General features: G+C 42.7%; 25 protein-coding genes. 9 read left to right on the top strand and 16 right to left on the bottom strand.

All coding sequences use genetic code 11. The features are described from left to right. Positions 1-111 precede the first annotated feature (111 nt). Positions 112-462, top strand: a complete 351-nt coding sequence (locus BUC10_RS11975) for a toxin-antitoxin system YwqK family antitoxin (RefSeq protein WP_073179865.1) — start codon at positions 112-114, stop codon at positions 460-462. A gap of 70 nt (positions 463-532) precedes the next feature. Here the strand turns inward: BUC10_RS11975 and BUC10_RS11970 are convergent, their stop codons facing one another. The 6 genes from BUC10_RS11970 to BUC10_RS11945 form a co-directional block, all read right to left on the bottom strand. Next, positions 533-4,042: an efflux RND transporter permease subunit gene (locus BUC10_RS11970; protein ID WP_073179863.1), complete on the bottom strand. Its 3,510-nt coding sequence runs from the start codon at positions 4,040-4,042 to the stop codon at positions 533-535. A gap of 59 nt (positions 4,043-4,101) precedes the next feature. Then, a complete protein-coding gene (locus BUC10_RS11965; RefSeq protein ID WP_073179861.1) occupies positions 4,102-5,292 on the bottom strand; it encodes an efflux RND transporter periplasmic adaptor subunit in 1,191 nt (396 codons plus the stop codon). Positions 5,293-5,310: 18 nt separating this feature from the next. Further along, positions 5,311-6,645, bottom strand: a complete 1,335-nt coding sequence (locus tag BUC10_RS11960) for a TolC family protein (RefSeq protein WP_073179859.1) — start codon at positions 6,643-6,645, stop codon at positions 5,311-5,313. Continuing rightward, the gene (locus BUC10_RS11955) at positions 6,646-7,251 is read right to left on the bottom strand and encodes a TetR/AcrR family transcriptional regulator (protein WP_073179857.1); all 606 of its coding nucleotides are present in this window, start codon (positions 7,249-7,251) and stop codon (positions 6,646-6,648) included. 216 nt (positions 7,252-7,467) lie between these two features. Beyond that, a complete protein-coding gene (locus BUC10_RS11950; RefSeq protein WP_073179855.1) occupies positions 7,468-7,890 on the bottom strand; it encodes a hypothetical protein in 423 nt (140 codons plus the stop codon). A 4-nt stretch (positions 7,891-7,894) separates the two neighbouring features. Then, complete coding sequence (locus BUC10_RS11945) at positions 7,895-8,443, bottom strand: RNA polymerase sigma factor (protein WP_073179853.1); 549 nt, start codon at positions 8,441-8,443, stop codon at positions 7,895-7,897. 146 nt (positions 8,444-8,589) lie between these two features. Between BUC10_RS11945 and BUC10_RS11940 the strand changes: the two genes are divergently transcribed. After that, complete coding sequence (locus tag BUC10_RS11940) at positions 8,590-9,573, top strand: polyprenyl synthetase family protein (protein ID WP_073179850.1); 984 nt, start codon at positions 8,590-8,592, stop codon at positions 9,571-9,573. On the opposite strand, the gene BUC10_RS11935 is transcribed toward BUC10_RS11940, so the two are convergent. From BUC10_RS11935 to BUC10_RS11925, 3 genes are all read right to left on the bottom strand, one after another. Next, positions 9,570-10,712, bottom strand: a complete 1,143-nt coding sequence (locus BUC10_RS11935; RefSeq protein ID WP_073179848.1) for a lycopene cyclase family protein — start codon at positions 10,710-10,712, stop codon at positions 9,570-9,572. The genes BUC10_RS11940 and BUC10_RS11935 overlap by 4 nt on opposite strands. Before the next feature lie 251 nt (positions 10,713-10,963). Then, a complete protein-coding gene (locus BUC10_RS11930; protein WP_073179846.1) occupies positions 10,964-11,143 on the bottom strand; it encodes a SymE family type I addiction module toxin in 180 nt (59 codons plus the stop codon). A gap of 146 nt (positions 11,144-11,289) precedes the next feature. Further along, on the bottom strand, positions 11,290-13,551 hold the full coding sequence (locus BUC10_RS11925) for a TonB-dependent receptor (RefSeq protein WP_073179844.1): 2,262 nt from the start codon (positions 13,549-13,551) through the stop codon (positions 11,290-11,292). 88 nt (positions 13,552-13,639) lie between these two features. On the opposite strand from BUC10_RS11925, the gene BUC10_RS11920 reads away from it, so the two are divergent. From BUC10_RS11920 to BUC10_RS11910, 3 genes are read left to right on the top strand one after another with little or no spacing between them, the layout of a single operon-like run. Further along, positions 13,640-14,296 (top strand): metal-dependent transcriptional regulator, encoded by a 657-nt coding sequence (locus BUC10_RS11920; RefSeq protein ID WP_073179843.1) that lies wholly within the window; start codon positions 13,640-13,642, stop codon positions 14,294-14,296. Next, positions 14,296-15,117, top strand: coding sequence for a ZIP family metal transporter (locus BUC10_RS11915; RefSeq protein WP_073179842.1), 822 nt, complete (start codon positions 14,296-14,298; stop codon positions 15,115-15,117). Before BUC10_RS11920 ends, BUC10_RS11915 begins: the two co-directional genes overlap by 1 nt. 25 nt (positions 15,118-15,142) lie before the next feature. Continuing rightward, positions 15,143-15,652: a YybH family protein gene (locus tag BUC10_RS11910; RefSeq protein ID WP_165614894.1), complete on the top strand. Its 510-nt coding sequence runs from the start codon at positions 15,143-15,145 to the stop codon at positions 15,650-15,652. On the opposite strand, the gene BUC10_RS11905 is transcribed toward BUC10_RS11910, so the two are convergent. The 6 genes from BUC10_RS11905 to BUC10_RS11880 all read right to left on the bottom strand — a co-directional run bounded on the left by BUC10_RS11905 (position 15,653) and on the right by BUC10_RS11880 (position 19,924). Further along, the gene (locus BUC10_RS11905) at positions 15,653-16,363 is read right to left on the bottom strand and encodes a DUF4386 domain-containing protein (protein WP_073179840.1); all 711 of its coding nucleotides are present in this window, start codon (positions 16,361-16,363) and stop codon (positions 15,653-15,655) included. Between the two features lie 62 nt (positions 16,364-16,425). Further along, a complete protein-coding gene (locus tag BUC10_RS11900) occupies positions 16,426-16,899 on the bottom strand; it encodes a hypothetical protein (protein ID WP_073179839.1) in 474 nt (157 codons plus the stop codon). 1 nt (position 16,900) lies between these two features. Further along, positions 16,901-17,659, bottom strand: a complete 759-nt coding sequence (locus BUC10_RS11895; RefSeq protein ID WP_073179838.1) for an SDR family NAD(P)-dependent oxidoreductase — start codon at positions 17,657-17,659, stop codon at positions 16,901-16,903. Positions 17,660-17,728: 69 nt separating this feature from the next. Beyond that, complete coding sequence (locus BUC10_RS11890; RefSeq protein ID WP_073179836.1) at positions 17,729-18,247, bottom strand: hypothetical protein; 519 nt, start codon at positions 18,245-18,247, stop codon at positions 17,729-17,731. Positions 18,248-18,330: 83 nt separating this feature from the next. Continuing rightward, positions 18,331-19,437 (bottom strand): helix-turn-helix domain-containing protein, encoded by a 1,107-nt coding sequence (locus BUC10_RS11885; protein WP_073179835.1) that lies wholly within the window; start codon positions 19,435-19,437, stop codon positions 18,331-18,333. A gap of 61 nt (positions 19,438-19,498) precedes the next feature. Next, positions 19,499-19,924, bottom strand: a complete 426-nt coding sequence (locus BUC10_RS11880; RefSeq protein WP_073179834.1) for a hypothetical protein — start codon at positions 19,922-19,924, stop codon at positions 19,499-19,501. Between the two features lie 38 nt (positions 19,925-19,962). Between BUC10_RS11880 and BUC10_RS11875 the strand changes: the two genes are divergently transcribed. The 4 genes from BUC10_RS11875 to BUC10_RS11860 are packed head-to-tail and all read left to right on the top strand — an operon-like array spanning position 19,963 to position 23,265. Then, positions 19,963-22,002 carry a S9 family peptidase gene (locus tag BUC10_RS11875; protein WP_073180133.1) on the top strand — a complete coding sequence of 680 codons (2,040 nt, stop codon included), beginning with the start codon at positions 19,963-19,965 and terminating at the stop codon, positions 22,000-22,002. Continuing rightward, the gene (locus BUC10_RS11870; protein WP_073179833.1) at positions 21,995-22,429 is read left to right on the top strand and encodes a PH domain-containing protein; all 435 of its coding nucleotides are present in this window, start codon (positions 21,995-21,997) and stop codon (positions 22,427-22,429) included. The genes BUC10_RS11875 and BUC10_RS11870 overlap by 8 nt, the downstream gene beginning before the upstream one ends. After that, on the top strand, positions 22,426-22,851 hold the full coding sequence (locus BUC10_RS11865) for a DUF2141 domain-containing protein (RefSeq protein ID WP_073179832.1): 426 nt from the start codon (positions 22,426-22,428) through the stop codon (positions 22,849-22,851). The genes BUC10_RS11870 and BUC10_RS11865 overlap by 4 nt, the downstream gene beginning before the upstream one ends. Positions 22,852-22,872: 21 nt before the next feature. Next, positions 22,873-23,265, top strand: coding sequence for a DUF423 domain-containing protein (locus tag BUC10_RS11860; RefSeq protein WP_073179831.1), 393 nt, complete (start codon positions 22,873-22,875; stop codon positions 23,263-23,265). A gap of 2 nt (positions 23,266-23,267) precedes the next feature. On the opposite strand, the gene BUC10_RS11855 is transcribed toward BUC10_RS11860, so the two are convergent. Then, positions 23,268-23,702, bottom strand: a complete 435-nt coding sequence (locus BUC10_RS11855) for a hypothetical protein (RefSeq protein WP_131819074.1) — start codon at positions 23,700-23,702, stop codon at positions 23,268-23,270. Between the last annotated feature and the right edge of the window lie 81 nt (positions 23,703-23,783).

The following is a 23,783-nucleotide window of genomic DNA, read 5'->3' as shown; positions in this document are numbered from 1 at the left end:
AAGTTAATTTAATGTAAATTAAATGTTATTGAAATATATATTTAATGTAAAATAATAGTAACTTTGTAACGTTAGTTAAAGCAAACAGCAATAGATAAAACCCATATCATAATGAAGAAAGCAATATTTTTATTAGCGATGATGTTTTCGGTTTATATGTACCCTCAAGGAACAGAACCGACTTTGGAAAAAGTGGGGAAAATGGTAAAAGCTACATATTTTCACGAAAACGGTAATATAGCCCAAACCGGCTTTTTTTTAAAGGATAAATTACATGGTCAATGGCTCATGTACGATGAGAGCGGCAAAAAAATTGCTGCTGGAAAGTATATGGAAGGCAAAAAATCAGGAAAATGGTTCTTCTGGGAAGGAGATATTTTGAAGGAAGTGGATTTTGTGGACAATCGCATTATGCACGTGAAGAATTGGAACCAATCCGAAATAGTTTCTGTTGACAAGTAACTACATACAGTGTTTAATGAAAAAGCCCCCTGATATATCAGGGGGCTTTTTTTTGAAAACAACTTTAATCTTACGCCGCAATATCCAACACCTCTTTGTTGTTTTCTTCTTTTCTGATTCTTCTTTTTTGGATTCGCACTTTAACGCGGTACACCAAACTGAATAGGATAGGTACCACAATCAATGTTAAGAAAGTTGCCACCAACAGTCCGTAAATCACCGTCCAGGCCAAGGGCCCCCAGAAGATTACGTTGTCCCCTCCGAAATAGATATTCGGGTTGAACTCACTGAACAGGGTAAAGAAGTTGATATTAAATCCTGTAGCCAATGGAATCAAACCTAAGATGGTTGTGATAGCTGTCAACAATACAGGGCGTAACCTTGCTTTTCCACCTTTCACCACTGCTTCCAAGAAATCTTTGGACTCCAACAATTCATCTTCTTCCAATTCCAGCTCTACTTTCTTTCTATCGATCAGCAGCTGGGTATAATCCAACAGTACCACACCATTGTTTACCACAATACCGGCAAGTGAAATAATACCCATCATGGTCATCATGATCACAAAGGCACTACCCGTGGCCACAATACCACCAAATACCCCGATTAGACTTAGGAATATCGCCAACATAATAATGCCAGGTTTTGAAATGGAGTTGAACTGGAAAATCAGGATAAAGAAAATCAATCCCAATCCGGTAAAGAAGGCACCCATTAAAAATGCCATTTGTTTGTTTTGTTCCTCGATTTGCCCCGTGTAATCAATTTTGATATCCGCGGGGAGATCACTAAAACTCTCCATTTCGTCCTGTACCTTGCTCACAATGGCACCTGCGTCCGTGAATCCTGGAGCTAAGGCGGAATATACGGTCACCACACGTTTTACGTCCCTATGCTTGATGGCACTGAAACCAGAACTGTTGGTTTGCTTGGCCACCGCCGAAACAGGGACTTCCTTGGTCTGTCCAGAATTTTGGTCTTTGAACGTTATCCTTTGGTTAAAGATAGCACTGGTATTGTACCTGTTTTCTTCATTGAAGCGAACATAGATATCGTAATCTTCACCGTCTTCTTTATAAATACCCGCTTTGGCGCCAAAGATGGAATTACGCAACTGTTGTCCCACCTGTCCTGTGGATACACCCAACTCCCCAGCTTTCTTACGATCTACCTCAACCAACATGGAGGGCTTGGATTTGTTTACATCAATTTTCAGCTCATCGATTCCAGGAATGTTCTTGGAATTGATATAATTCCTCATTTTCTCTGCCGTAGCAATCAATTCGGAATAATCGTTTCCTTCCAACTCAATATTGATGGGATAACCAGCCGGAGGTCCAACCGCATCCTTTTCAACGGAGATGGCAACACCAGGGTAGACATCTTTCAAGGCCTCCTGAACTTTTTTCAGCAGGTCGTTACTATCCGCACCTTCGCGAAATTTATATTCACGCATTGTGGCGGTTATTTTTCCTCGGTGCGGCATCTCAGCTGAAGAACCTCCATCAGTCTGAGGATTCCCTGCACCCTCGCCCACTTGGGAAACCGCACTTTCCGTTAAAAAATTATAATCTCCATGTAAATAAGCATCTTCATTAATGATATTGTAAACTCGTTGTTCTACCTCAGCAGTAATCTCATTGGTCTTTTTAATATCGGTACCTTCTGGATACTCTATGTAGACAATGATTTGGTTAGGGGTGTTATCCGGGAAGAATTCCACCTTGGTCCGTTGACTTCCAACTGATGCCCCAAAGCCCATGAAGGCCAAGAACAAGAGCACAAAGGTTCCCACGGCAATAAATATGGGCTTTCTTCCTGCCAGTGCCCTACGCAAGGTTCTTTCATAGAATTTTTCCCATTTTGGAAGGATTGTATTTTGGAAACCGTTGGCCCAACCCCGTAAGAAGAGTCGATAAATCCACAATAATACAGCGGTAACCACCATTAGGGTACCCAAAGCACGATACGTTCCTCCGAAAAGAATAATCAATAAACCTATTCCGGCCACAATGGATGTAAGCTGGATGATCTGTTTCAAAGGCATTTTTTTGTCCTCAGTAGTCATATATCTCGATACCAATACGGAGTTAAAAAAGATGGCCACGAACAAGGATGACCCCAACACCACAGACAATGTCACTGGGAAATAGATCATGAACTGTCCCATAACCCCCGGCCATAGTCCAAGCGGAACAAAAGCTGCTACGGTGGTCAAGGTTGATATGATAATGGGAAAAGCGATTTCGCCAATCCCTTTTTTGGCCGCTTCCAAACGGGACATTCCTTCCTGGTCTATCAGTCGATAAACATTTTCAACAACCACAATACCATTGTCCACCAACATTCCCAATCCCATAATAAGTCCAAAAAGGATCATGGTATTCATGGTATAGCCCAAAGTGCTCAATATCATCAAGGACATGAACATGGACATGGGAATGGCGAAACCAACAAATAGTGCATTTTTAAATCCTAGGAAGAACATTAAAACGGTCACCACCAAGATGATACCGAAGATGATATTGTTCACCAAGTCATCCACTTGTCCTATGGTCTTGGAAGATTGATCGTTGGCGATAGTCACCGACAAATCTTGCGGAAATACGTTTTTCACTGCGTCATCCACAATGACCTGAATCTGCTCTGCAGCGGCTACCATGTTTTTGCCAGCTCTTTTCTTTACATCCAACATCACTACCGGATGTCCAAATTCCCTGGCATAGGTGGTTTTATCCTCTTCCTTAAAAGTGACCTTGGCAATATCCTTGAGGTAGACGGGATCATCGTTTTCCGATTTCACCACGAAGTTGTCCAAATCCTTTGGTTCGTCAATTTCCCCAACAATTCTGATAGTCCTTCGTTGTCCACTGGTAATTAGGTTACCCGCAGAAGTTGTCATATTTTCCCTGTTGATGGAATTGATAACATCATCAAAGTTGACCTGGGCGGCCATCATTTTATAGATGTCAACCGCTACTTCCACTTCCTTTTCCTGCGCGCCTCTAATATCAACTTGTTTAATTTCCTGCAAGCCTTCGATTTCATCCTCCAGATATTCGCCATATTCCTTCAACTTGTCCACGGGATAGTCCCCGGAGATATTGATGTTCAGAATGGGGATTTCCTCTGACATACTGAGGTCGAATACATTGGGTTCCACTTTCGCTCCGTTGAATGTGGGCCAATCTTCACCAGCGGTCTGACCGTCCACTTCATCTTTCACTTTTTGTTTGGCGGCCTCTACCGAGATATTCTCATCGAACTCCACGATAATGATGGAATAGTCTTCCTGGGAGGTGGAGGTAATTTCAACCACATTGCTCACCGTTTTCAGTTCATCTTCTAGCGGGTCCGTAATCAATTTTTCAATATCCTCTGCCGTGTTTCCTGGATAAACAGAGCTGATATATATTTTGGTCTCCTTGATTTCTGGGAAGTTTTCCCTTGGCATGCTAAAGTAGGCGGATGCTCCGAGGAACAAAATCACGGCAATCAAAACATACATGGTTGTTTTGTTGTCGATGGCCCAAGATGAAAGTTTAAATTCCTTATCTACTTTTTTCTTTTGCTTACTCATTCTATGTCGGTCTTTAGTCTATTGATGATAGACATTAGTTGATAGTTGTTGTTTGCTGACTACTTTCCATGGCCTTGGTCGCCATTTTTTATCCGAACCTTTTGTCCTTCTTTGACACTTCTTGCTCCTTCATTGATGACACCATCACCACTTTCAACTCCTTCAAGGACCTCAACATAGTCGCCTTGGGTCTTTCCAGTTTCAATGATGGCTTTTATGGCGATAGCATCGGAAGAGGCCGAATCAGCTTCCACGAGATACACATATTGCTCTCCTTCTGCATTTTCAGAAACGATACTTTGAGGAATCAAAATAGCATTTTCATTGGTGTAGTCATTGATCATTACCTTGGCTGTCAAATTTGGTTTTACTTTTCCATTTTGGCTAGGTACTGGAATCTCGGCCGTGAACGAACGGTTCCCTGGATTGATAAAGTTTCCGGTCTGTCTTACTTTAGTGGATACACTATCACCCAAAACAGGGAAGTAAACATTGACATTCTTTCCTGGGGTTACATTGGGTAGGTGACTCTCGGGCACCTCCACCTCGATGTACATATTGGAAAGGTTCACAATTCGGAACACCTCGGAACCAGGCCCTGGGCTTACCACGGTGCCCTGATCTTTGATCACATCATCTATGATACCTGAGAAAGGAGCTCTGATGGTTGATTTTCCAACCTGGCTTTGCATCTGTTTTACGGCACTTTCCTGGGCTTCATAAGAAGTCTTGGCCTCCAAATACTGGATTTCCGAACCAATGCTTTGATCCCAAAGCCTTTTTTGACGTTCAAAAGTGGTCTTTGCCAAAGCGGCCTGCGTTTTCATTTGGGCCAATTGGCTGGATAGGCCTCCGTCGTCAATAGAGGCTAAAACCTGTCCTTTGGAAACCTTCTGGCCTTCTTTGACATAAACGCGATATAAGGTTCCTCCCATTTCAGGATACACCAATACGTTTTGTTTGGTCATTACATCACCTTGCAGTTCCAAATAGTGATCAAATTTTTCTGTCTTGGCCTCGATAGTGGTCACCAAGGGAAGCTTGGCGTTGTCATCCAATTGGGCGATGGCCGAATCCAGTGCATGAAGTTGTTGTTCCAAGGCTTTCTGCTGATCTGAAACCTCACTTCGTTTAGCGCGAATGGCCTCAAGATTGTTTCCGGCCAAAACACTCTCAACAGAACCTTTGTCACCACCTCCACAAGAGGAAAGGATTACTGCTGCAAGTACGATATATGTTATTTTTTTCATGATTGAGATGGTTTAATACTATTTATTTAGGATATTTTCCAATTCGGTTTTCTTGTTAATGACGTCCACCATGGACTGAAGGTATTCTTGTTGTGTGGAATACAACTGGGTCTGTGCCTGTCTTAATTCAAAGCTCGTAGCCAACCCCTCTGTGTATTTCACCTGATTTTTGTTTTCAATACGCTCTGCAAGGGATAAGTTCTCTTTGGATGTCCCATATTCTTCAATGGACAGAATATAATCGCTCTTTGCGCTTTCAAGTTGCAGTCGAATCTGCTCTTCCGCCTCATTGAGTTGTGTTCTTGCCTTGTCCAAAGCTATTTTGGCCCTTTGTGTGCCCGCGCTTCTTTTGAAGGAACTAAAGATTGGAATGTTAAGGTCGAAACCTAAAACGGAAGACCCAAACCATTGCTGACCATTGCTTAAGAAGTTGAAACGATCGCTGAAGGAGTTTCCGCCGTAGTTAACAAAGGCATTAAGTGTGGGAAGAGCCCTGCTTTTTGCCAATTTATGTTCAAAGTAACGTTGCTCCTCTTGGTTGATGGCCAACTTGTAATCCACGTTGTTCTCAATATTAAAGACGGAATCCAATAGCCCAAAATCGATTTGCTTTTGGGTAAGGTCATCCAGATTTTCTGTTAAAACTGTCGCTGTCTCAATTGGAAGGCCCAACACCAAATTCAACATTTGAAGTGTGATTTTTTCCAAACGTTTCGCGTTCTTCAGCTGGTTTTCTACCGAAGACAACGTGATTTTTAACTGGTCAACGCTCTCTTCGTCTCCCAAACCGTTTTCAAAAATCTTTTCGGTTTCATAGAGGTTCTTCTCCAAGGTGGCCTTGTTGTTCTCTGAAATCAAAACACTTTCTTGCGCCAACAATACGTTGCCATAGGCCTCAACTACTGATTTTCGCACATCTAACTCTGTCTTTTCCTTGTTGTTCTGGCTGAAGCTCAAAAAGGCTTTGGTTGCCTGTACGCCAACAATATAACTTCCGTCAAATATTTGTTGGGTCAAGGTTGCCGTGGCACTTGCAGATTGAGGTTGGCCGAATACAACTTCTTGGAAAGTACCTGGTTCCCCTCCAAAAAATTCCGCTGGAATCTGACTCACAGGTTGTTTCAACTGGTTTTGATAACTAATGGCACCCGATATTTGGGGTAGTCCGTCTGCAATGGTCTCCCATTTCTGCTTTTGGGCATCCACAATATCCCTATTCGCATTAATGGCACTGTAATTATGCTCCAGCGCATGTGCAATGGCTTGGTCCAGGCTAAAGCTGTATGGTGTGCTTTCCTGCGCTTGGACAAGCCATGTAAGGATTAAAAATAAACTGGTGATGGTTGTTCGCATTTATTCTTGATTTGAATTGATGATTGAGTTTAATTTTTTTCTTCCTTTGGGAGTTACAATTCCTCTTAAATGGTATTCCAAAAAGCTATCTTCCAATAGGGGGTGTGAAAACATGCTCATAGGAAAAAGACTGGGGTCTTTTATACTTATTACCCCGGAGAAATAAATTCTGGCGACAAACTCAACGTTGAGGTTGTCACGGTATATTCCCAATTTTATACCTCTTTTAATATTGTCAAGTACGCATTTTTGCATTACCTCAAACTGCTTCTTTTTTAAAGTGTCGTGTAGTTTGGGGTAGTACTTCTGCAATTGGTACTGTGGAGATGATTTTTCATCCTTTAAATGGCACATGACAAACTTTTTGATTTCATAAAGCTCTTCAATGGGGTCCTTCTGAACAGATACAATCTCATCAATACCATTGGAGATAAACCAGAAAAGGTCCATCACACTTTCCTCCACCAACTTGGTCTTATTCTCAAAATGGGAGTAGATTGTTTTTTTGGAAATCCCCATTTCATTGGCCAAATCATCCATTGTAACGCTCTTAAAACCGAGGGTCAAGAACATATCCGTTGCCTTATGTAAAATCTTTTCTCTCATAATCGGCGTCAAAAATAATCTTGGAAACTTAAAAAACAAAAAAAGTTTCCAAGGTTTTGCATTTTTTTAACGAATGTTTAATCATGAGAGATTATATGCCGCTAATCAACATTAAGAGAACGTAATTCTGTAACCGCATGGGGCTGAGTTGTTGAATTAGGGGTTGAGCGCCAGAAAAAAGCCCTGCGCCGGTAGTTCTCTATTTTTTGAAGTGCCTTAGTTCTCTTGCGCGGATTCATTTGATTTTTCCTTTTGTATGCGTTCTAGATATGCATTGTAGGCATCTTCCCCTTCCTCTTTCCAGAATTGATCGTAGTGCTGCCATTTGCTGAATTCCTTTTTAGTTCTGCAAAATCTGTCACTACTATGACGTTTTTTGGATTTGTAATTGGACTTTTTTGACGAATGGTTTCCAAAACCAAAGATTATTTTGGCCAGTAGCATAATTCCAAGTGCCTGCCAGTATCCAATGGTGGTAAGTCCAAACAAATCTGGCATCAACCAATTCCATAGTAGCATCATCACATAGCCTGCTAGGAGCACAAGTCCAATGAAGAATATTGCGGCAAAGAAGATTTTAAATCCTTTGGTCACATACTTTTCCACCCTCTTTTCGTAGTATCGTTCTTTTGGTTCCATATTCTTATTTTTTATTACTCATGTTTTTTTCTGTTTCTAAATATTTGGAAAGCAGCGAGAGTGCCCGGTGCCTTCTTGACATTAATGTCCCAGGAGAAATTCCGGTTTCTTCCGAAATTTCACGATAGGAATAACCTTCAAAGTCCACGGCCAAGATGATATCCTGGTATACGGGCTTTAGGGATTTTATGGCAATCTTCAACGCTTGCTTGAGGTTTTCAGAATAGTTGTTGTCCGCTTCACCATAAAACAACTCGGCAAATTCTGCCCACTGTCGTTCAAAACCTTCGGTTTCATGCACTGTTTCTTTTTTGGTACGCATTACATCAATGATTTTGTTCCTAATGGAGTTGTATACAAACCCACCAATATTGTTTATAGGTGAATAATCAGCGGCTTTTGAAAACAATCGGAGTGCAACATCCTGGACAATATCCTCTGCATCACGTTCCGTGGTATCATCGATTCGGGATTGTACATACCCCCGTAGCGAATGATATTCCTCGTTAAAAAAAGCACTAAGCCTTGTATAGTTTTCCTTGTTGGCTGCCATTTAGTAAAGCCTGTTATCGGTCTTCATACATAAAGACGAAGACTTTCAAATCTATTGCGTTTTTTGATGAAACTTTTTTCAATTCTTGCTGAATTGTTGTTTTTAAAGGATTGGGATACTCCTTAAAATGACCGTATTTTTGATACATGACGAACTCAGACGCCATAGGTTACTACCGAGACCTATTTATTTCGCACTTAACCCAAAATCAGACCCAAAAGGATCCTGCGAACCTCTATGCTCCCATTACTTATATCCTTGGTTTGGGTGGGAAGCGCATGCGGCCTGTACTGACCTTGATGAGCTGTGACCTGTTTGGAGGAAATGTGAACTCCGCTTTGGATGCCGCCCTGGCCATTGAGGTGTTCCATAACTTTTCCCTAGTGCATGATGATATTATGGACGATGCCCCGCTGCGAAGGGGGAAGGTGACCGTGCATGAAAAATGGGACATTAATACAGGCATTTTATCTGGAGATGCCATGTTGATCCAGGCCTATCAATGTTTTGAAAGATATCCCCCCGAAGTTTTCAAACAGCTTACGGCACTTTTTAGCAAAACCGCCATTGAAGTTTGCGAAGGACAGCAGTATGATGTGGATTTTGAGACCCGGGACGATGTTACCATCCCTGAGTACTTGAAAATGATTGCCTATAAAACTGCGGTATTGGTTGCCGCGGCCATGAAAATGGGTGCCATTATAGCAGAAGCATCAGAAAAGGATATGGATGCCATCTATGATTTTGGATTGAACCTTGGAATTGCCTTTCAACTGCAAGACGACTACTTGGACGCCTTCGGCGATCCCAAAACTTTTGGGAAACAGATTGGCGGAGATATTATGGAGAATAAAAAAACCTTTCTGTACCTAAAAGCGCTGGAACTGGCTCCCAAGGAAGACCGCGAAGGGTTGCTTCATCTGTATTCCATTCAATCCAAAGACGCCTTGATAAAGATTGAAACGGTCAAAAACATCTTTTTGGAAAGTGGAGCGGTGGATGTGGCCAAGCAGCTCATTCAAGACTACACCGAAAAGGCCTTTGCCCAATTGGAAGGCCTTGCAATTTCAGATAAAAACAAGACCAACCTAAAACAGTTTGGGGAAAACCTGATGCGCCGTACCGTTTAAAAGAGACGTCTTAGCAAAGCTCGCAAAAACGGCTTTTTGGGACAGGCACTTATGATTTTCAAGTCCTCCCAAAACGAAGTTTCGTTCCCTAAAAATTTCAAGATCAGTGATGCCTTTCGCTTTTTGAACATGGATTCAAAAATGGCACCTCCCAAGTGGTTTTTCTCGTACAAAATATCCAACAGCAGCAAATCATAGAACCAAAATCGGTCCCTTCTATAAAATCTTTTAAGCGATGATCCTTGCTTTAATGTAGCCACCAATTGCTTGACGTTTCTGTGGGTATTGTAAAAGGTAAATCCAGTGCTGGGCTTTGCCCAACCGCCCGCAATGCCCAGATGAAAAATGCGTTCTGAATTTTTATGATGGAAGGGATAACAGGTCATGGGAATGCTTCCCTGTTCCACTTCCAGAATTTCGTAACCCACTCCGCCCAATTTATGTTGAATGTAATCCTTGATGGCATTTTCATACTCGCTTTTTTCCAAAAGGGTTTCTGAAAACAACGTATACTCCAACAAGGCTTCGGTTTCGGAAAAAGGAAGCACGTACATGAACCGCGTATTGCCTTTTTGGGGGATGGAAAAATCCATAAAGGTGGCTTCTTCGGGTTGGAATACGGTCTCCTTAGTTTTCACAAACCAGCCTAAAAAATGTTGTTGTAGCAGAGGGTATTTGTTTTGATTTGCCACCGCTTTAAAGTCCGGGATGCTGCCAAAGACTTGGTCGGCGGTGTACGCACCGTTTTGGGTTTTGATGTTGACTTTACTCTGACTTTCATCAACCTCCAACACCTCATCCTGAATCCAGGAAACGTTACTATAGGTTTCCATTTGCGATAAAAAATGGGAATAGAAATCTTTGCCCCGGAGCATTTTATACCGATACGGCAAAATGGATGTGGATAAGTCCAAATCCTGTCCAGCGAATTTTATGGTGGACCATTTTCGGTGTAATAAAGGCTCAAAATCGCCATTGCCATGTTCCCAAAAACACCAGGTGCGATCGTTTTGGGTCTTGGCGTTTTTTTCGATGATCAAAATCTGTTTGGAGGAAAAAAAGGTGTCCCTCCCCAAGATATCGGCCAATAATAGGCCTGCTGCACCGCCTCCAATAATGATATAGTCGTAGTGGGACATGGCCCAAAAATAAGGAAAGGAGGGCAGTAGATGGTGATTTTAGGTATCACAAATTGTGATACCTGGCTTTCTGATATGAGAACCCTGATTCTTTATCCTCTCCAGGCAAAAAGTTTTAATTCTAGAACATGCTAAAGCTCCTTCCCTTGGGAAGGGAAGGTGGCATGACATTTTATGTCAGGACGGAAGGGAGATCTGACCCTTTCCGTCACGCCAGCGTGACACCTTTCCCTGATAGGGAAAGGAGCATTCTAGTCTTCCAAAACAAGCACCAGGACGTTTTTCTCTTGAATGACCTTTATGGTCTTTCCCTGCTCAAAACCCAGTTCCTCCAACCAACGACCTTCCAACCGTATTTCGGGTACGGTGGTATGGTCCCAAGTACGGCGACGGAATTTGGTATGGATCTTAAGTTTTCGGGTTTGTTTCAATCAAAAATATTCGCTTAGACGAATATAGAGTGGAAATTTTTTAGCGGTGTTCGGTATAGTGAACAACCGAGCAGTTTTTTTGTCAAAATTTGCTTTTTGAGCCTGAAATAGGCAGTATATAGTACCATCTGAAAGGCAAATCAGAACTAAAAAACCGTATACCGCAATCCAAAGAACCCCCTGATTCCTTGGTTGGGACCATATACATAACTGGGGTCAAAAGTCAAAGCAAAAGGATTGTCTGCAGTGGCCACCACATTGCCTTGATTGTCAAACTGTACATTTCTGTCAAAGGGGTCATCCGCCCGGGCAATAATAAAGGGGTTGCCACGATTCGGTGTCCAATCCAATAGGTTCTTTACGCCACCATAAAACTCAAACTTGTCCAATCCCTTATAGGTAAACTGGATGTTTTGAATGCTCCAAGTGGGCGAAAATTCACTTCGCGGGTCCAAATCCCCAAGTATGGGCAAACGCATGGGACCATAAAGGTTCCCGGTATAGTCCACGGTGAGGTCCAAACTCCTAAGGGTATAGGACACGTTCCAGGTTCCCGTGATGCTCTCCGTCAGAATTTGCCGTTGGGTGACCCCATTTTCGGTATTGCTCACATCTTGCCAGGTAGCGCCCACCAAAAACTTGAGCCCGTTGGGCAGCACCAAATCCACATTGGCGCTCAACCCCTTGGAGACCGATTTCCCATCCAAGTTATCGTAGATGATCTGGTTGGGATTGGTATCGTAATCCGGTAAAATAACATTGGAAAAATGGGTGTAAAAAGCAGAGGCATCCAGACCAATAAAGGTGCCATTGTCCGCATAAATCTTTTTAAGGTAGTTCAGGTTAACATTTATGGAGCGTTCCGGTTTGAGCGCTTCTGCAATAACCACCTCCCTTGCCCCGGTCAAGGCGGCATGGTCCTCGGTAAAAAGATTGACCACCCGGAATCCTGTTCCGGCATTGAGCCTGAAGATATCATGGTCAGAAATCTTCCATTTATAGGCAGCCCTTGGGGTAAAAATATTGCCGTGCCTTTTGTCATAATCATAGCGGACCCCACCCAAAATGGAATGTTTTTTGGCAAGTTTGATCTCATCCTGAAGGAACAAGCTTGGAATCCAAACCTGGTCGGCCTCCAATGTGGCTGGGGTGCTGTCGTCGTAGTAATTGTACCGAATCGCACTTCCAAATAAAAGATCATGGTTCCCTATGGTTTTGTCCCAGGTCAATTGCCCAAAACCAATACGTTGGTCGGCCAAATAGGGAACATCTCCATACACCGAGTTTTGGTTATGATCATTATAGGATACGGATAGCATCACTTTTTCATCGATGGGGAGCTGATATTTTCCCAATACTTCCCATCTTCGGGTATAGATGCTTTCCCCATAAATCTCGTCCCCACCTCGGAACTCTGGCGTCCATTGTAGCTCGCCGCCCCAACGGTCTTCGTAAAAAAACCTTCCGGCCAGGGAAAACAACTTGGAATCCTTACGCTTAAAATTCCATTTTTGAAACACCGAAATACGATCTTGCAAGGTCAGGTCCGTAAAGTTGTCCCCGTTGTTGTCCACCACTTCGTCAAAATTGAAATAATTGACCCCAAGGAGCAGGTCGGTCTTCTTTCCCACTTCAATTTTTGAGCCTACGTCTAAATTATATTCACCCCAACCCGTTAAATACGCATCGGCAAAAAATTCGGGTGCGTTGGGCGCATGTTTGGTAATGATGTTGATGAGTCCACCCACGGCCTCGCTTCCATATAAGGTCGATGCCGGACCTTTTACAATTTCTATCTGCTCAATCAGCGAATTTGGGATTCCGGATAGGCCATAAACTGTTCCTAGACCGCTCACAATGGGCATACCATCTATAAGGACCAACGTATAGGGTCCTTCCAACCCGTTGATATGGATATCACCTGTGTTGCAGACATTACAATTGATTTGGGGACGTACGCCATTCACATTTTGTAAGGCCTCAAAAATACTTGGGGTGGGGCTCTTTTTTAAAAAGGAAGGTTTGTAAACTTCAACCGGAACGGCGCTTTCCAATCGACTTACCGGTTTTAAGGTTCCAGTGACCACGGTTTCCTCCAAGCTTTCGGCCGAAGCCTCCAGCTCCACATTAAGTGTCTTTTCTTCGCCCTTTCCGATAAGTATTGTGGTTCTATAGGTGATATAACCAATTGAAGATACCAAAACCGTATACTGACCGGGAGCAATATTCGCTAGTGAATAAGATCCATCTATAGCTGTAGCTGTTCCAATTTGCGTTCCTTTCAAAATCACATTGGCATAGGCAACGGGCTGTCCTTCCCCAGTGATAGTCCCCATTAGGGTACTCTGAGCATTGGTGCTTCCAAAAACAAGGATCAATGTTATACTGAGAAACAGGGTCTTATACACCTATTTAAATTTGGTTAAAAATAAATTTAGGCAAATCTAAAAATTTGTTTTTATAAATAAAAATGTATTTTTGACAAATTTGTTTTTAATGACCAGATCCGAGGAAAACTATATTAAGACCATTTTTCATCTAGGAGGAAGTGATTCCGTTCCGGTTGCCACCAATGCTATCGCGGAACAAATGGAGACCAAACCTTCCTCGGTCACTGATATGGCCAAAAAGTTGGCGGATAAGGGGTTGGTCCATTACAAAAAATATCAAGGGGTTTCCTTGACGGAAATCGGCATCAAAACTGCGCTGTCCATCATCCGAAAACATCGACTTTGGGAGGTGTTCCTGGTCAAAAAACTCGATTTTACCTGGGATGAGGTCCATGAAGTGGCCGAGCAGTTGGAACATATTAAAAGCGAAAAACTTATAGACAAGATTGATGAACTTTTGGATTTTCCCAAGTATGACCCCCATGGTGATCCCATTCCCAGCAAGGATGGCAAGTTTATGGTTCGGGATAAGGAACTCCTAAGCGATTTGGAGGTGAAGGCAGGAGGTGTGTGCGTTGGGGTAAAAGACACTTCTGCCCCCTTTCTCAAATTTTTGGACAAGAACGGTATTGCTTTGGGCAAGACCATAGAGGTGTTGGAAAAGGAGGATTTTGACCAATCGCTACATATCAAGATTGACCAATCGGAGCTTCATATATCGCATCAAATAGCATCAAATCTTTACGTAAAAAAGAACAACTAATGGAACAGATAATTCAATATTTTGAAAGTATTAACCCCATTTTAGCTGCCTTTTACGCAACCTTGTTTACATGGGGATTAACGGCGGCAGGGGCGGCCCTGGTGTTTTTCTTTAAAGGCATGAATCGGGCTGTTTTGGATGGGATGCTCGGCTTTACCGGTGGGGTTATGGTCGCTGCTAGTTTTTGGAGCCTATTGGCCCCGGGCATTGAAATGAGTCAGGGTGAGGGATTTGTAAAAGTGATCCCAGCTGCCGTTGGATTCCTGCTCGGTGCTGCATTTATTTTTGGACTGGATAAGGTACTGCCCCATTTGCATATCAACTTTAAGGAAAGTGAGGCCGAAGGGGTAAAAACACCCTGGCACCGGACCACACTGCTGACCTTGGCCATCACCCTTCACAACATTCCGGAAGGATTGGCCGTAGGCGTGCTTTTCGGTGGGGTAGCAGCCGGATTTGAAGGTGCTAGCATCGGAGGGGCGGTAGCACTGGCCCTCGGAATTGGACTTCAGAATTTCCCTGAGGGGTTTGCAGTGGCAATGCCCTTGCGTAGACAAGGATTAAGTAGGACCAAAAGTTTTATGTACGGTCAAGCTTCCGCCATGGTGGAACCTATTGCAGCCGTACTTGGAGCTTGGGCGGTATTAACCTTTGAACCCATATTGCCCTATGCACTTTCCTTTGCTGCGGGCGCCATGATTTTTGTGGTGGTAGAGGAAGTGATTCCCGAAACCCAGCGGGATAAGTATACCGACATTGCCACCATGGGTTTCATCGGCGGGTTTATTATTATGATGATGTTGGATGTAGGTTTGGGTTAACTAAAAAAAATCAAAGATGGAAACAATGCGAAAACTGATTATCTGCAGTATTTTATGTCTTAGTTGGATGGGGTATGCGCAAACGGAAGTAGGCAACATTCAAAAAGAGATTGACCAAACGGTTTGGAAGCCCTTCATAAATGCTTTTGAGACCTTGGATGGCGAAGCTTTAAATGCCACCTATGCCAATGACGTACTTCGGGTAACCCCGGATGGTATCGATACCGAAAATGCTTTTAAATCCAAAAATTTGGAACGCTTTAAAAAGAACAAGGAAGATAGCGTTTCCATCAGTTTGGATTTTTGGTTCGATAGCAGACACACCAATGCCACGGCCTCCTACGAAGTTGGATTTTATCGGATAGGGTTTACGGATAAAGAAGGGAATACCAATTTTAGTCATGGCCAGTTCCATATCGTGCTAAAGAAAATAGATGGCCACTGGAAAATTACCCAGGATTGGGACATGGCCAAAATTAACGGACAAGCGATCACCGAGACTGATTTTGCCAAGCAGGAGCCGATGCAATTCTAACTAGGTAACTGTTTCCTGAGTTGTATTGCCAGTGGTTTTGATGCCCATGATCAACAACCATAAACAAGTACCCAATTCCCCAATACTGGCAGGAATGGTGATGTAATCCGAAATCCAAAGCGCATTGTAATCTGGGCAAAGAACCCTACCTATAAAGTCTATAAAATAGCCAACACTTCCAACCATGAGAAAGAGGCCCAAAATCTTGGGAAGGAATCCAGATTTAAAGACCAAATAACCAAAAGGGAAAAGCCAAAGGCCCCAGAAAATCTGGGATACTAGGATACCTTTAAAATAAGAGTTAAAAGCCAGCATGACCTGTGCTTCAATTTGCACTGCACTGTATACCTCCAAATATCCGGCTTTGCCCAAAAGGGACAATACATCAAATTTATGCACTACACTGCCCATGGAAAGGGGAACACTGACAATGACCAAAGCTACCATGAGTACGGCCATATTTTTATGAACGTCTTTGAACAATTGAAAAAGCACCAAAGGGAGGAAAACAAAAATCAAATAGCAGAGCAGTTCACATAAAATCTCCAATCGGAATAAAAATTCCGAGGACCTGATGTTTGCCACAGTTTCCGCCGGGTTGTCCCAAACTATGAGTTGTGAGGGAACATACATCAGGCTAAAAATGCCAGTTAAAGCAATTAAAAAGTACAAAAGCCCTGCAATACGGGCGGTTTTTTTATTGGGTCCCATTTTCAATTGATTAAGGTTCTCTGGTTTAAGACGCGGAAAGGGGATATAAAGGTTGCCTCCTGTTACCTTAATTCATCAAGAATTTGATTGAAATCGTATTGCAGGTCTTCATGCAATGCCACTATTTTTTTGTCAATAAAGGCTATTTGGCGATCGTACAGATTTCGTAAAGCGATGTTTTGTTTTATGGAAGGACGGAAATCTTTTAGCTTCTCACAGAAATACAAAAGCAGCTCCACCTCGGTTTCCTTGTTCCCAGAGTATCGAACATACTTTTTAATGGTGCGAAGAATTTTCCTTGCGCTTTTTTTGATGTAGTAAAAACTATTGGTATTGATTTCCTCGAACATTTCATCCACCTCGGCTTTTACTGATTCGATATAACCAGCTTCATGATCCGCTTCAAATAGCAGATAGGTTAGGAGTTCTTTGTTTTCTTTTTTGAATCGACCTAATCGAAGACACAAGTTCAACAGTTCATCAGGTGAACGATGTTGTAATTCTTTTTTCAGTTGCGCTATGGTAGAAGCCTTCATATTAACTTCTAAGGTATGATGCCCCATTAACATCTATGATAGCTCCCGAAGAATAGGATGCTCCCTCTGAAGCAAGGAACAAAATGGCGTGTGCTACCTCTTCCGGTTGCGCCATACGTTGAAATGGAGATTCGCGTAGCAAGTTGTCCCGTTCAACAGGGGTCAGGGTTTGGGCCGCCATTTCGGTTTCGGTAAATCCGGGGGCCACAACCCCTACATGGATATTGTGCTTAGCCAATTTTTTGGCCAAGGATTGGCTCATGGCATTCAAGGCCGCCTTACTTGCCCCATAGGCCGGTTTGGTGGGTTCCCCTCTAAAAGCGCCCCGGGAAGATACATTTACAATTTTCCCTCCTCCGGATTCCATCATGGATTTGGCACCCCAATAGCATAGGTTGGAAACTGCAAACAAATTGGTCTCAAAGATTTTTTTCCAAGCATCTGTCCAATGATCAAAATCCACTTCATCAATGTCATGGAAAATGGAAATGCCCGCGTTGTTTACCAAAATGTCAAGGGACCCGTAGTGTGCAATGAAATCGGAAATCAAGGCTTGGGCACCGTCCTTATCGCTTACATCTTGCTGAAAAAGTTTATGCCCATCTCCAGACAGGGCGTTAAGGGTTTCCCGGGCCGCAGCCTCATTACTTCTGTAGTTGATGCCCACATTTGCGCCTTTTTCAGCGAAGGCCATGGCCGTAGCTTTTCCAATACCCCTGGAAGCTCCCGTGACCAATACGTTTTTGTTGGTAAAATCCATCCGTTACTATTTGAGCTCATCAAAGATAACAAGTAACGGACGGTTTCTGTTATCCTTCGGACCATGTCCCTATTCTATACGTGTGGCAACATCATTAAAAATCTGAACCCAGTCCTTGTCTTTTTTAAACATGCTGGCCCATCCGTTCCAAACCAACTTGTCAGGGTCGGCATACGAGATGACCGCTCTAAAGAAACGATCTTCAATTACGTTTTTTGGAGTAATGGCGATAATGCGCTGGTTGTCCTTGTCCAAAAACCATTTAAACTGACCGTGCAAGGGAAAGTCATGGGCAAGGTTGGTTGCCCTAAAACATTCTTCCTTTTTGTCATAATTGATTATATACGAATAGTAGCGTTCATGTCCATTTTTTTGAACAATGGTCTGGGATTCACATTTGATAAATTGTCCGTTGAGGTAATATTCACAGGTTCTTTTTCCAATTTCCTGATACTCCTTTTCCGTTCCGGGATAGATGGTTTCCTCCACCTCCCAGGAACCAATTAAGAAATCTAGGTCTTTGATGGACTGCGAGAATAGAGGGATTGAAAAAGTAAGGGCCAGGGATACTAAAAATGTTTTCTGCATGATCATATGAATTTGATTTCAATGTATACATGCTGTAGAATTTATAAGTCTCAATGCCTGTTTTGAGGTCTCAAAAACCGTTTTTAGGGCATGTTTTTTGATTTATATTCCTTAGGAGTGAGTCCCGTATAGGACTTAAATATCCTGTTGAATGTAGCCTTGGAATTAAACCCCGAGTCGAATGCCAAGCTGATGATTTTGAGATGTGAACAGGCCGGATCTATTAATATTTCTTGTACTTCTTTTACACGATATTCGTTGATGAACTGAAAAAAATTCTTGCCCAGTCCTCGGTTGATAGCTTCCGAGATAGCCCTTTCGGAAATACCAACTTCCCGGCTTAAATCCGATAAGCTTAAATCCGGATTTTTAAATACTCTTTGGGTTTGCATGGTTCGATGTAGTTTTTCGATAACGACTTCAAACTCCTTCACTGGCAGATTATGGTTTTCTTTTTCAGGGCGCAGAAGTTGAAGTGTTTGGGCCTGAAGAAACCCATGAATGCTTAACCAATACAGTACGCAGGCATATAGCATAAGCAAGATGGTTCTGTACTGGTCCCATTGCTCAAAAAACACCATACCGCTTAATCCGGTACTTATGATCAGAAAGACCAAAATGAAGGCGAAAGAAATAATTATGACCCGTATGATTTGCTTCACCCATTGCAAATCTATTTTGGCGGTATTTGAGACATTATCCAAAAGCACATGCTGATATCGGTTGATCATCCGCAAAGTAATAAGCATGTAGATTAGGACCGAGATAATTGCAGCAGACTGAAATAGTTCAGCTGTAGTGTGAAACCAATAATACGGATGATGGTTTCCAGAAAAAATACCATGGTATATGCTGTGGATATAATTGAGCAGGATAGGTGCAAAATGCCAAAGTTGCCTTTTGGTAAATCGCCAGTCGGGTTGGGTAAGACTTTTGACATAAAAATAAAATGCAGGGCCAATCCAATAGGATAGTGAAAAAGGAAGCCATGCCAGCCACCGTTCTTCTTGCCATATAGGTGGATCCAGCATATAGGGCGTAAACGTCAGGCACATGCAAATAATAGTCAAGGCAAGAAACCGATTGGCAAATCGATTTTCTTTTTTCCGAAGAACCAAGAAACCAAAGACAAACCCATTGGCAATGGCACAGATAGTGATGAGTTGAACCACGGAAAGTTGAAGATGCATGTTGCTTTTGATTGATGTCGTGCTTAATTGGGGAGCACATCCCTAAGGTATTAAAAGAATCCTAAGCTACAAGTTGTAGTAACATTCCCAAACCGACCAGTAGGCCCAACCATAAAATCCCAATAGCAATAAGACCTATAAGATAAAGTGCCAAATTAAACTCCAAAGCAGCTTTATCTGTTTGGGATACTTTTTCGGGCTGTGCATACCAAATTGTCTGGATTCTACTTAGCACCACTTTACATGTAATACCCCTTGCTGTAGCCTCTTTCTCTATTTTTGATTTGACAAACCGGTACCCGTAGGTAATTAAATAATATTCGCCAACCAGAACGGCCACTCCTAGGGCTGCGGAATAAAAGCCCTCATACCAAGACAGGAATAAAGTCAAATCAAACACATTCATCATAAATAATACGAAGTTGAAAAGGATTTCCTGCGGTCGGTTGTGGAAATCCAATAGGTACTCAGAATAGGGCGGGGCCATATCTTTTCGCTACCTTTAAAGCTACAAATAATATGTTTATGAAGCGATTTCTTCTGTCCCTTATAGTGCTTGGGACCTTGCAGTTTACCTCTGCCCAAAAATCCAATTTTTCCTATTTGGATGTTTTTGACCTACAGTATGCCTCGGATCCCCAAATCTCACCAAATGGAGACTTGATCGTGTATCGGCGAATGGGTTATGACATTCTAAAGGATAAGTCAAAGGGAAATCTTTGGTTGGTAAAATCCGATGGGAGCGAACATCAAAAAATGACCTCTAGGGAAACCAACGAAAGTAGTCCCAAATGGTCACCTTCCGGAGATAGAATTGCATTTTCGAGCAGCACGGACGAAGGGTCCGAAATATATATGTATTGGGTGTCCACCGGTAAAACGGCAAGACTGACCCAACTTCCGTTCAGTCCAAGTTCATTGACTTGGTCCCCAGATGGCAGGCAGTTGGCATTTTCTATGAATGTGCCAAAAGCACCTCCGGTCATTGCCAAAATCCCTAAAAAACCAAAGGGTGCAAAATGGGCAGAAACCCCTCGTATTACGGATAGGGTCTACCATGAAGCCGACGGTAGGGGATACATTAAACCTGGATTCAATCATATTTTTACCATTCCAGCCGTGGGAGGAGCTCCTAGACAGATTACCTCTGGCGACTGGCACCATAGGGGAACTTTATCTTGGAGCAAGGATGGGAGAAAAATTTATTTTTCGGCTAATAGGGTAGAGGACTGGGAATATCGTTTTAGAAATAGCGAAATCTATTCCGTTCAGGTGGAAGATGGCGAGATTCAAGCCCTTACGGATAGAAATGGACCGGATTACAGCCCCAAAGTCTCCCCAGATGGAAAGTACATTGCTTATTTGGGATTCGAAGACCAGGTACAGGCATTTCAAATTCGGAAAGTACAGGTCATGAATGTGGATGGAAGTGGTAAAAGAACCATTTCCGAAAAGTTGGACAGAACCATTTCGGATATCCAATGGGACGCCAAAAGCAATGGGCTTTATGTAGCTTACGATGACAAGGGCAACGGAAAGGTAGGACATATTTCGCTTCAGGGAGATGTTGCCAAACTATTGGACAATGTTGGGGGAACTACCTTGGGAAGACCTTATGCCAGCGGGTCATTTAGCGCGGCCAAAAATGGTAACATCGCCTATACGCAATCAAGACCTGATTATCCGGCGGAATTGACCGTACTCAAGGCCAAATCAAAAACACCCATTCGGATAACAGCGCTGAGCAAACCTCTATTGGCTTATCGAGAATTGGGCAAAGTGGAGGAGGTATGGTACAAATCTTCTGTGGATGGAAGGGATATTCAGGGTTGGGTGGTCTACCCTCCTAACTACGATGCCACAAAAAAATATCCTTTTATGGTGGAAAACCATGGAGGGCCAATTCTGAATTATGGAGATCGTTTTTCAGTTGAGATGCAGCTCTATGCCGCAGCGGGGTACATTGTGTTTTATCCCAATCCAAGAGGAAGTACCAGTTATGGCGAGGAGTTTGGAAATCTCCTGTACAACAACTACCCCGGTGAGGATTACAATGACGTTATGGATGGTGTGGATCACTGCATTCAAATGGGAATTGCCCATGAAGACCAGTTGTTTGTTACGGGCGGAAGTGCCGGGGGAATAATGTCTGCATGGATGATCGGTAAAAACAATCGCTTTGAAGCTGCAGTGGTAGCCAAACCGGTAATGAACTGGATCAGTAAAACCTTAGTGGCAGATAATTACTTCTATTATGCTGAGCACCGGTATCCCGGTCAACCTTGGGAAAATTTTGAGGGCTATTGGAAATTTTCTCCCATTTCACTCGTTGGTAATATACAGACCCCAACTATGGTTATGGTGGGTATGAACGATTTGCGTACCCCACCCAGTGAAGCCAAACAACTATACCATGCCCTTAAATTGCGTAAAATTGAGACCGTTCTGGTAGAAATCCCCGGAGCAAGTCATGGAATTGCCAGTAAACCGAGTAATTTGATTACCAAGATCGCGCATACGGTTGCGTGGTTTGACAAGTTTAGAACCGATAAGGAAAATGAGTAAAAAGAAACGGCACTGGTTTTGGAATGTATTGATCGTCCTTACACTGGTAGCCTGTTTTTTCGCTTTTCTGGCCCACTACAAGAATTGGCATAAAATTGAGGAGGGCGAATTAAAAATCTTATCTGGATTTTACTATCAGCGTATCCCTTTGGCGGACATTGATAGTTTGGAAATGGTGGAACGCCTTCCGGAATTGGAACGTTCCAGTGGATTTTCATGGTTGGTGGCCGAAAAAGGTGTTTTTTCAGATTCCCTAACGCAAAACAAGGTGTATTTCTTTGTGGACGATCTGGCCCAACAAAAAATAAAGTTGGTACATAAAGATTCCTTAAAACTCTTCGTGAATCTTAAAGATAGCCTTGAGACTCAAAATTTTTATGATATTTTGCAAGCGCAATTGGATTCCAATGTAAATCGAACCGAATGAATTCCCATTTCTTTACCAAAAATCTTTTCCTTTTGATTTTTTGCGTTCCCTTCGGGATTTTGGCCCAGAACAAACTTTCTGTGCATGTCGGGAATATCCCTTCGGAGGAGGGGAAGGTAAATGTGGCGGTGTATAATTCCGAATCTTCTTTTTTAAAGTTTGAAGGTGTGGTAAAGGCCACCAGTGCTCCCGCGCATGAGGGTACGATTAGCATAACCTTGAAAGATATGCCCAATGGTGAATATGCACTTGCAATTTTTCACGATGCCAATGGCAACGATAAACTGGACACCAACTGGTTGGGAATCCCAACGGAAAAGGTGGCTTTTTCCAAGGCCAAAATGAAAACCTTTGGCCCCCCTAAATATCATGAATGTCGGTTTAAAGTTGCGGGTGATACCGAAATAAGTGTGGCATTTTAAAATACCAAAAGAAATCAACCTATGGAAACCATTTTGCTGGCCCAGGCCGCTGGAGCTCTTTTTGGCTTGCTTGCCGTAATTTTGGGAGCTTTTGGGGCTCATGCGCTCAAAAAGAAATTGACCCCACAACAACTCCAAAGTTTTGAGACCGGTGTAAAATACCAAATGTACCATGCCATTGTGCTACTCGTACTGGCTTTTAACCTTGGTTTCGATAGTCCCCTTGACCGATATATTGTCAATTGCTTTGTCTGGGGAACCGTATTGTTCTCCTTTAGTATTTACGGCCTTGTATTGAGTGATTCCAATGGAAAAAAACTTCGTTTTTTAGGTCCTGTTACCCCAATAGGCGGACTGCTATTGGTGATTGCATGGGCACTTCTGTTCTACAGTTTTATGGCCTCGCTTTTATAGCACTATTCAATTGTCACAGCTTTAATTTTTTCATAAAACCAAGGTGTGTGTTGGTTGGTTACTGCTACCCACTTCCATTGGTTGTTTTGCTTTTGCGCATTTAAGGTCATCAAGCCTATTTCTCTAATCACGGTGTCGGTTTTTTGTGCTTTCTGATACCAAAACATTTTCCAGGAGTAATACACCAGAGCATTGTTGGAGTCCAAGAGCCGGATTTTCGGTTTTCCGGCTTTATACCAATAATCCAATGAGTCGTTACCTGCGAGCATGCCATGAAACTTTTCCACCTCGTCCTGGCCCTCAAAAAAATAACCTTGTGAGTTTATCCATGTAGCTTGCTTTCCAAACTGGGAAAGCGCCATGGGCATATTCTTTGTGATCATGGCCTGTTCTCGGATTGAAATCATTTCGGCCAACAAGATTGAATCTGGCTCCATGCGTTCCATATCTTCAGCGTCCTGAATAAAGACGACTTCCCTTTTGCAACCCAATAGACATAAAACGATAAACAAACAGGT

It is taken from the genome of Flagellimonas flava (assembly GCF_900129665.1).
Classification (GTDB): domain Bacteria; phylum Bacteroidota; class Bacteroidia; order Flavobacteriales; family Flavobacteriaceae; genus Flagellimonas; species Flagellimonas flava.
Note: the sequence above shows the minus strand (reverse complement) of the source record. Positions and strands in the feature narration are given on the sequence as shown.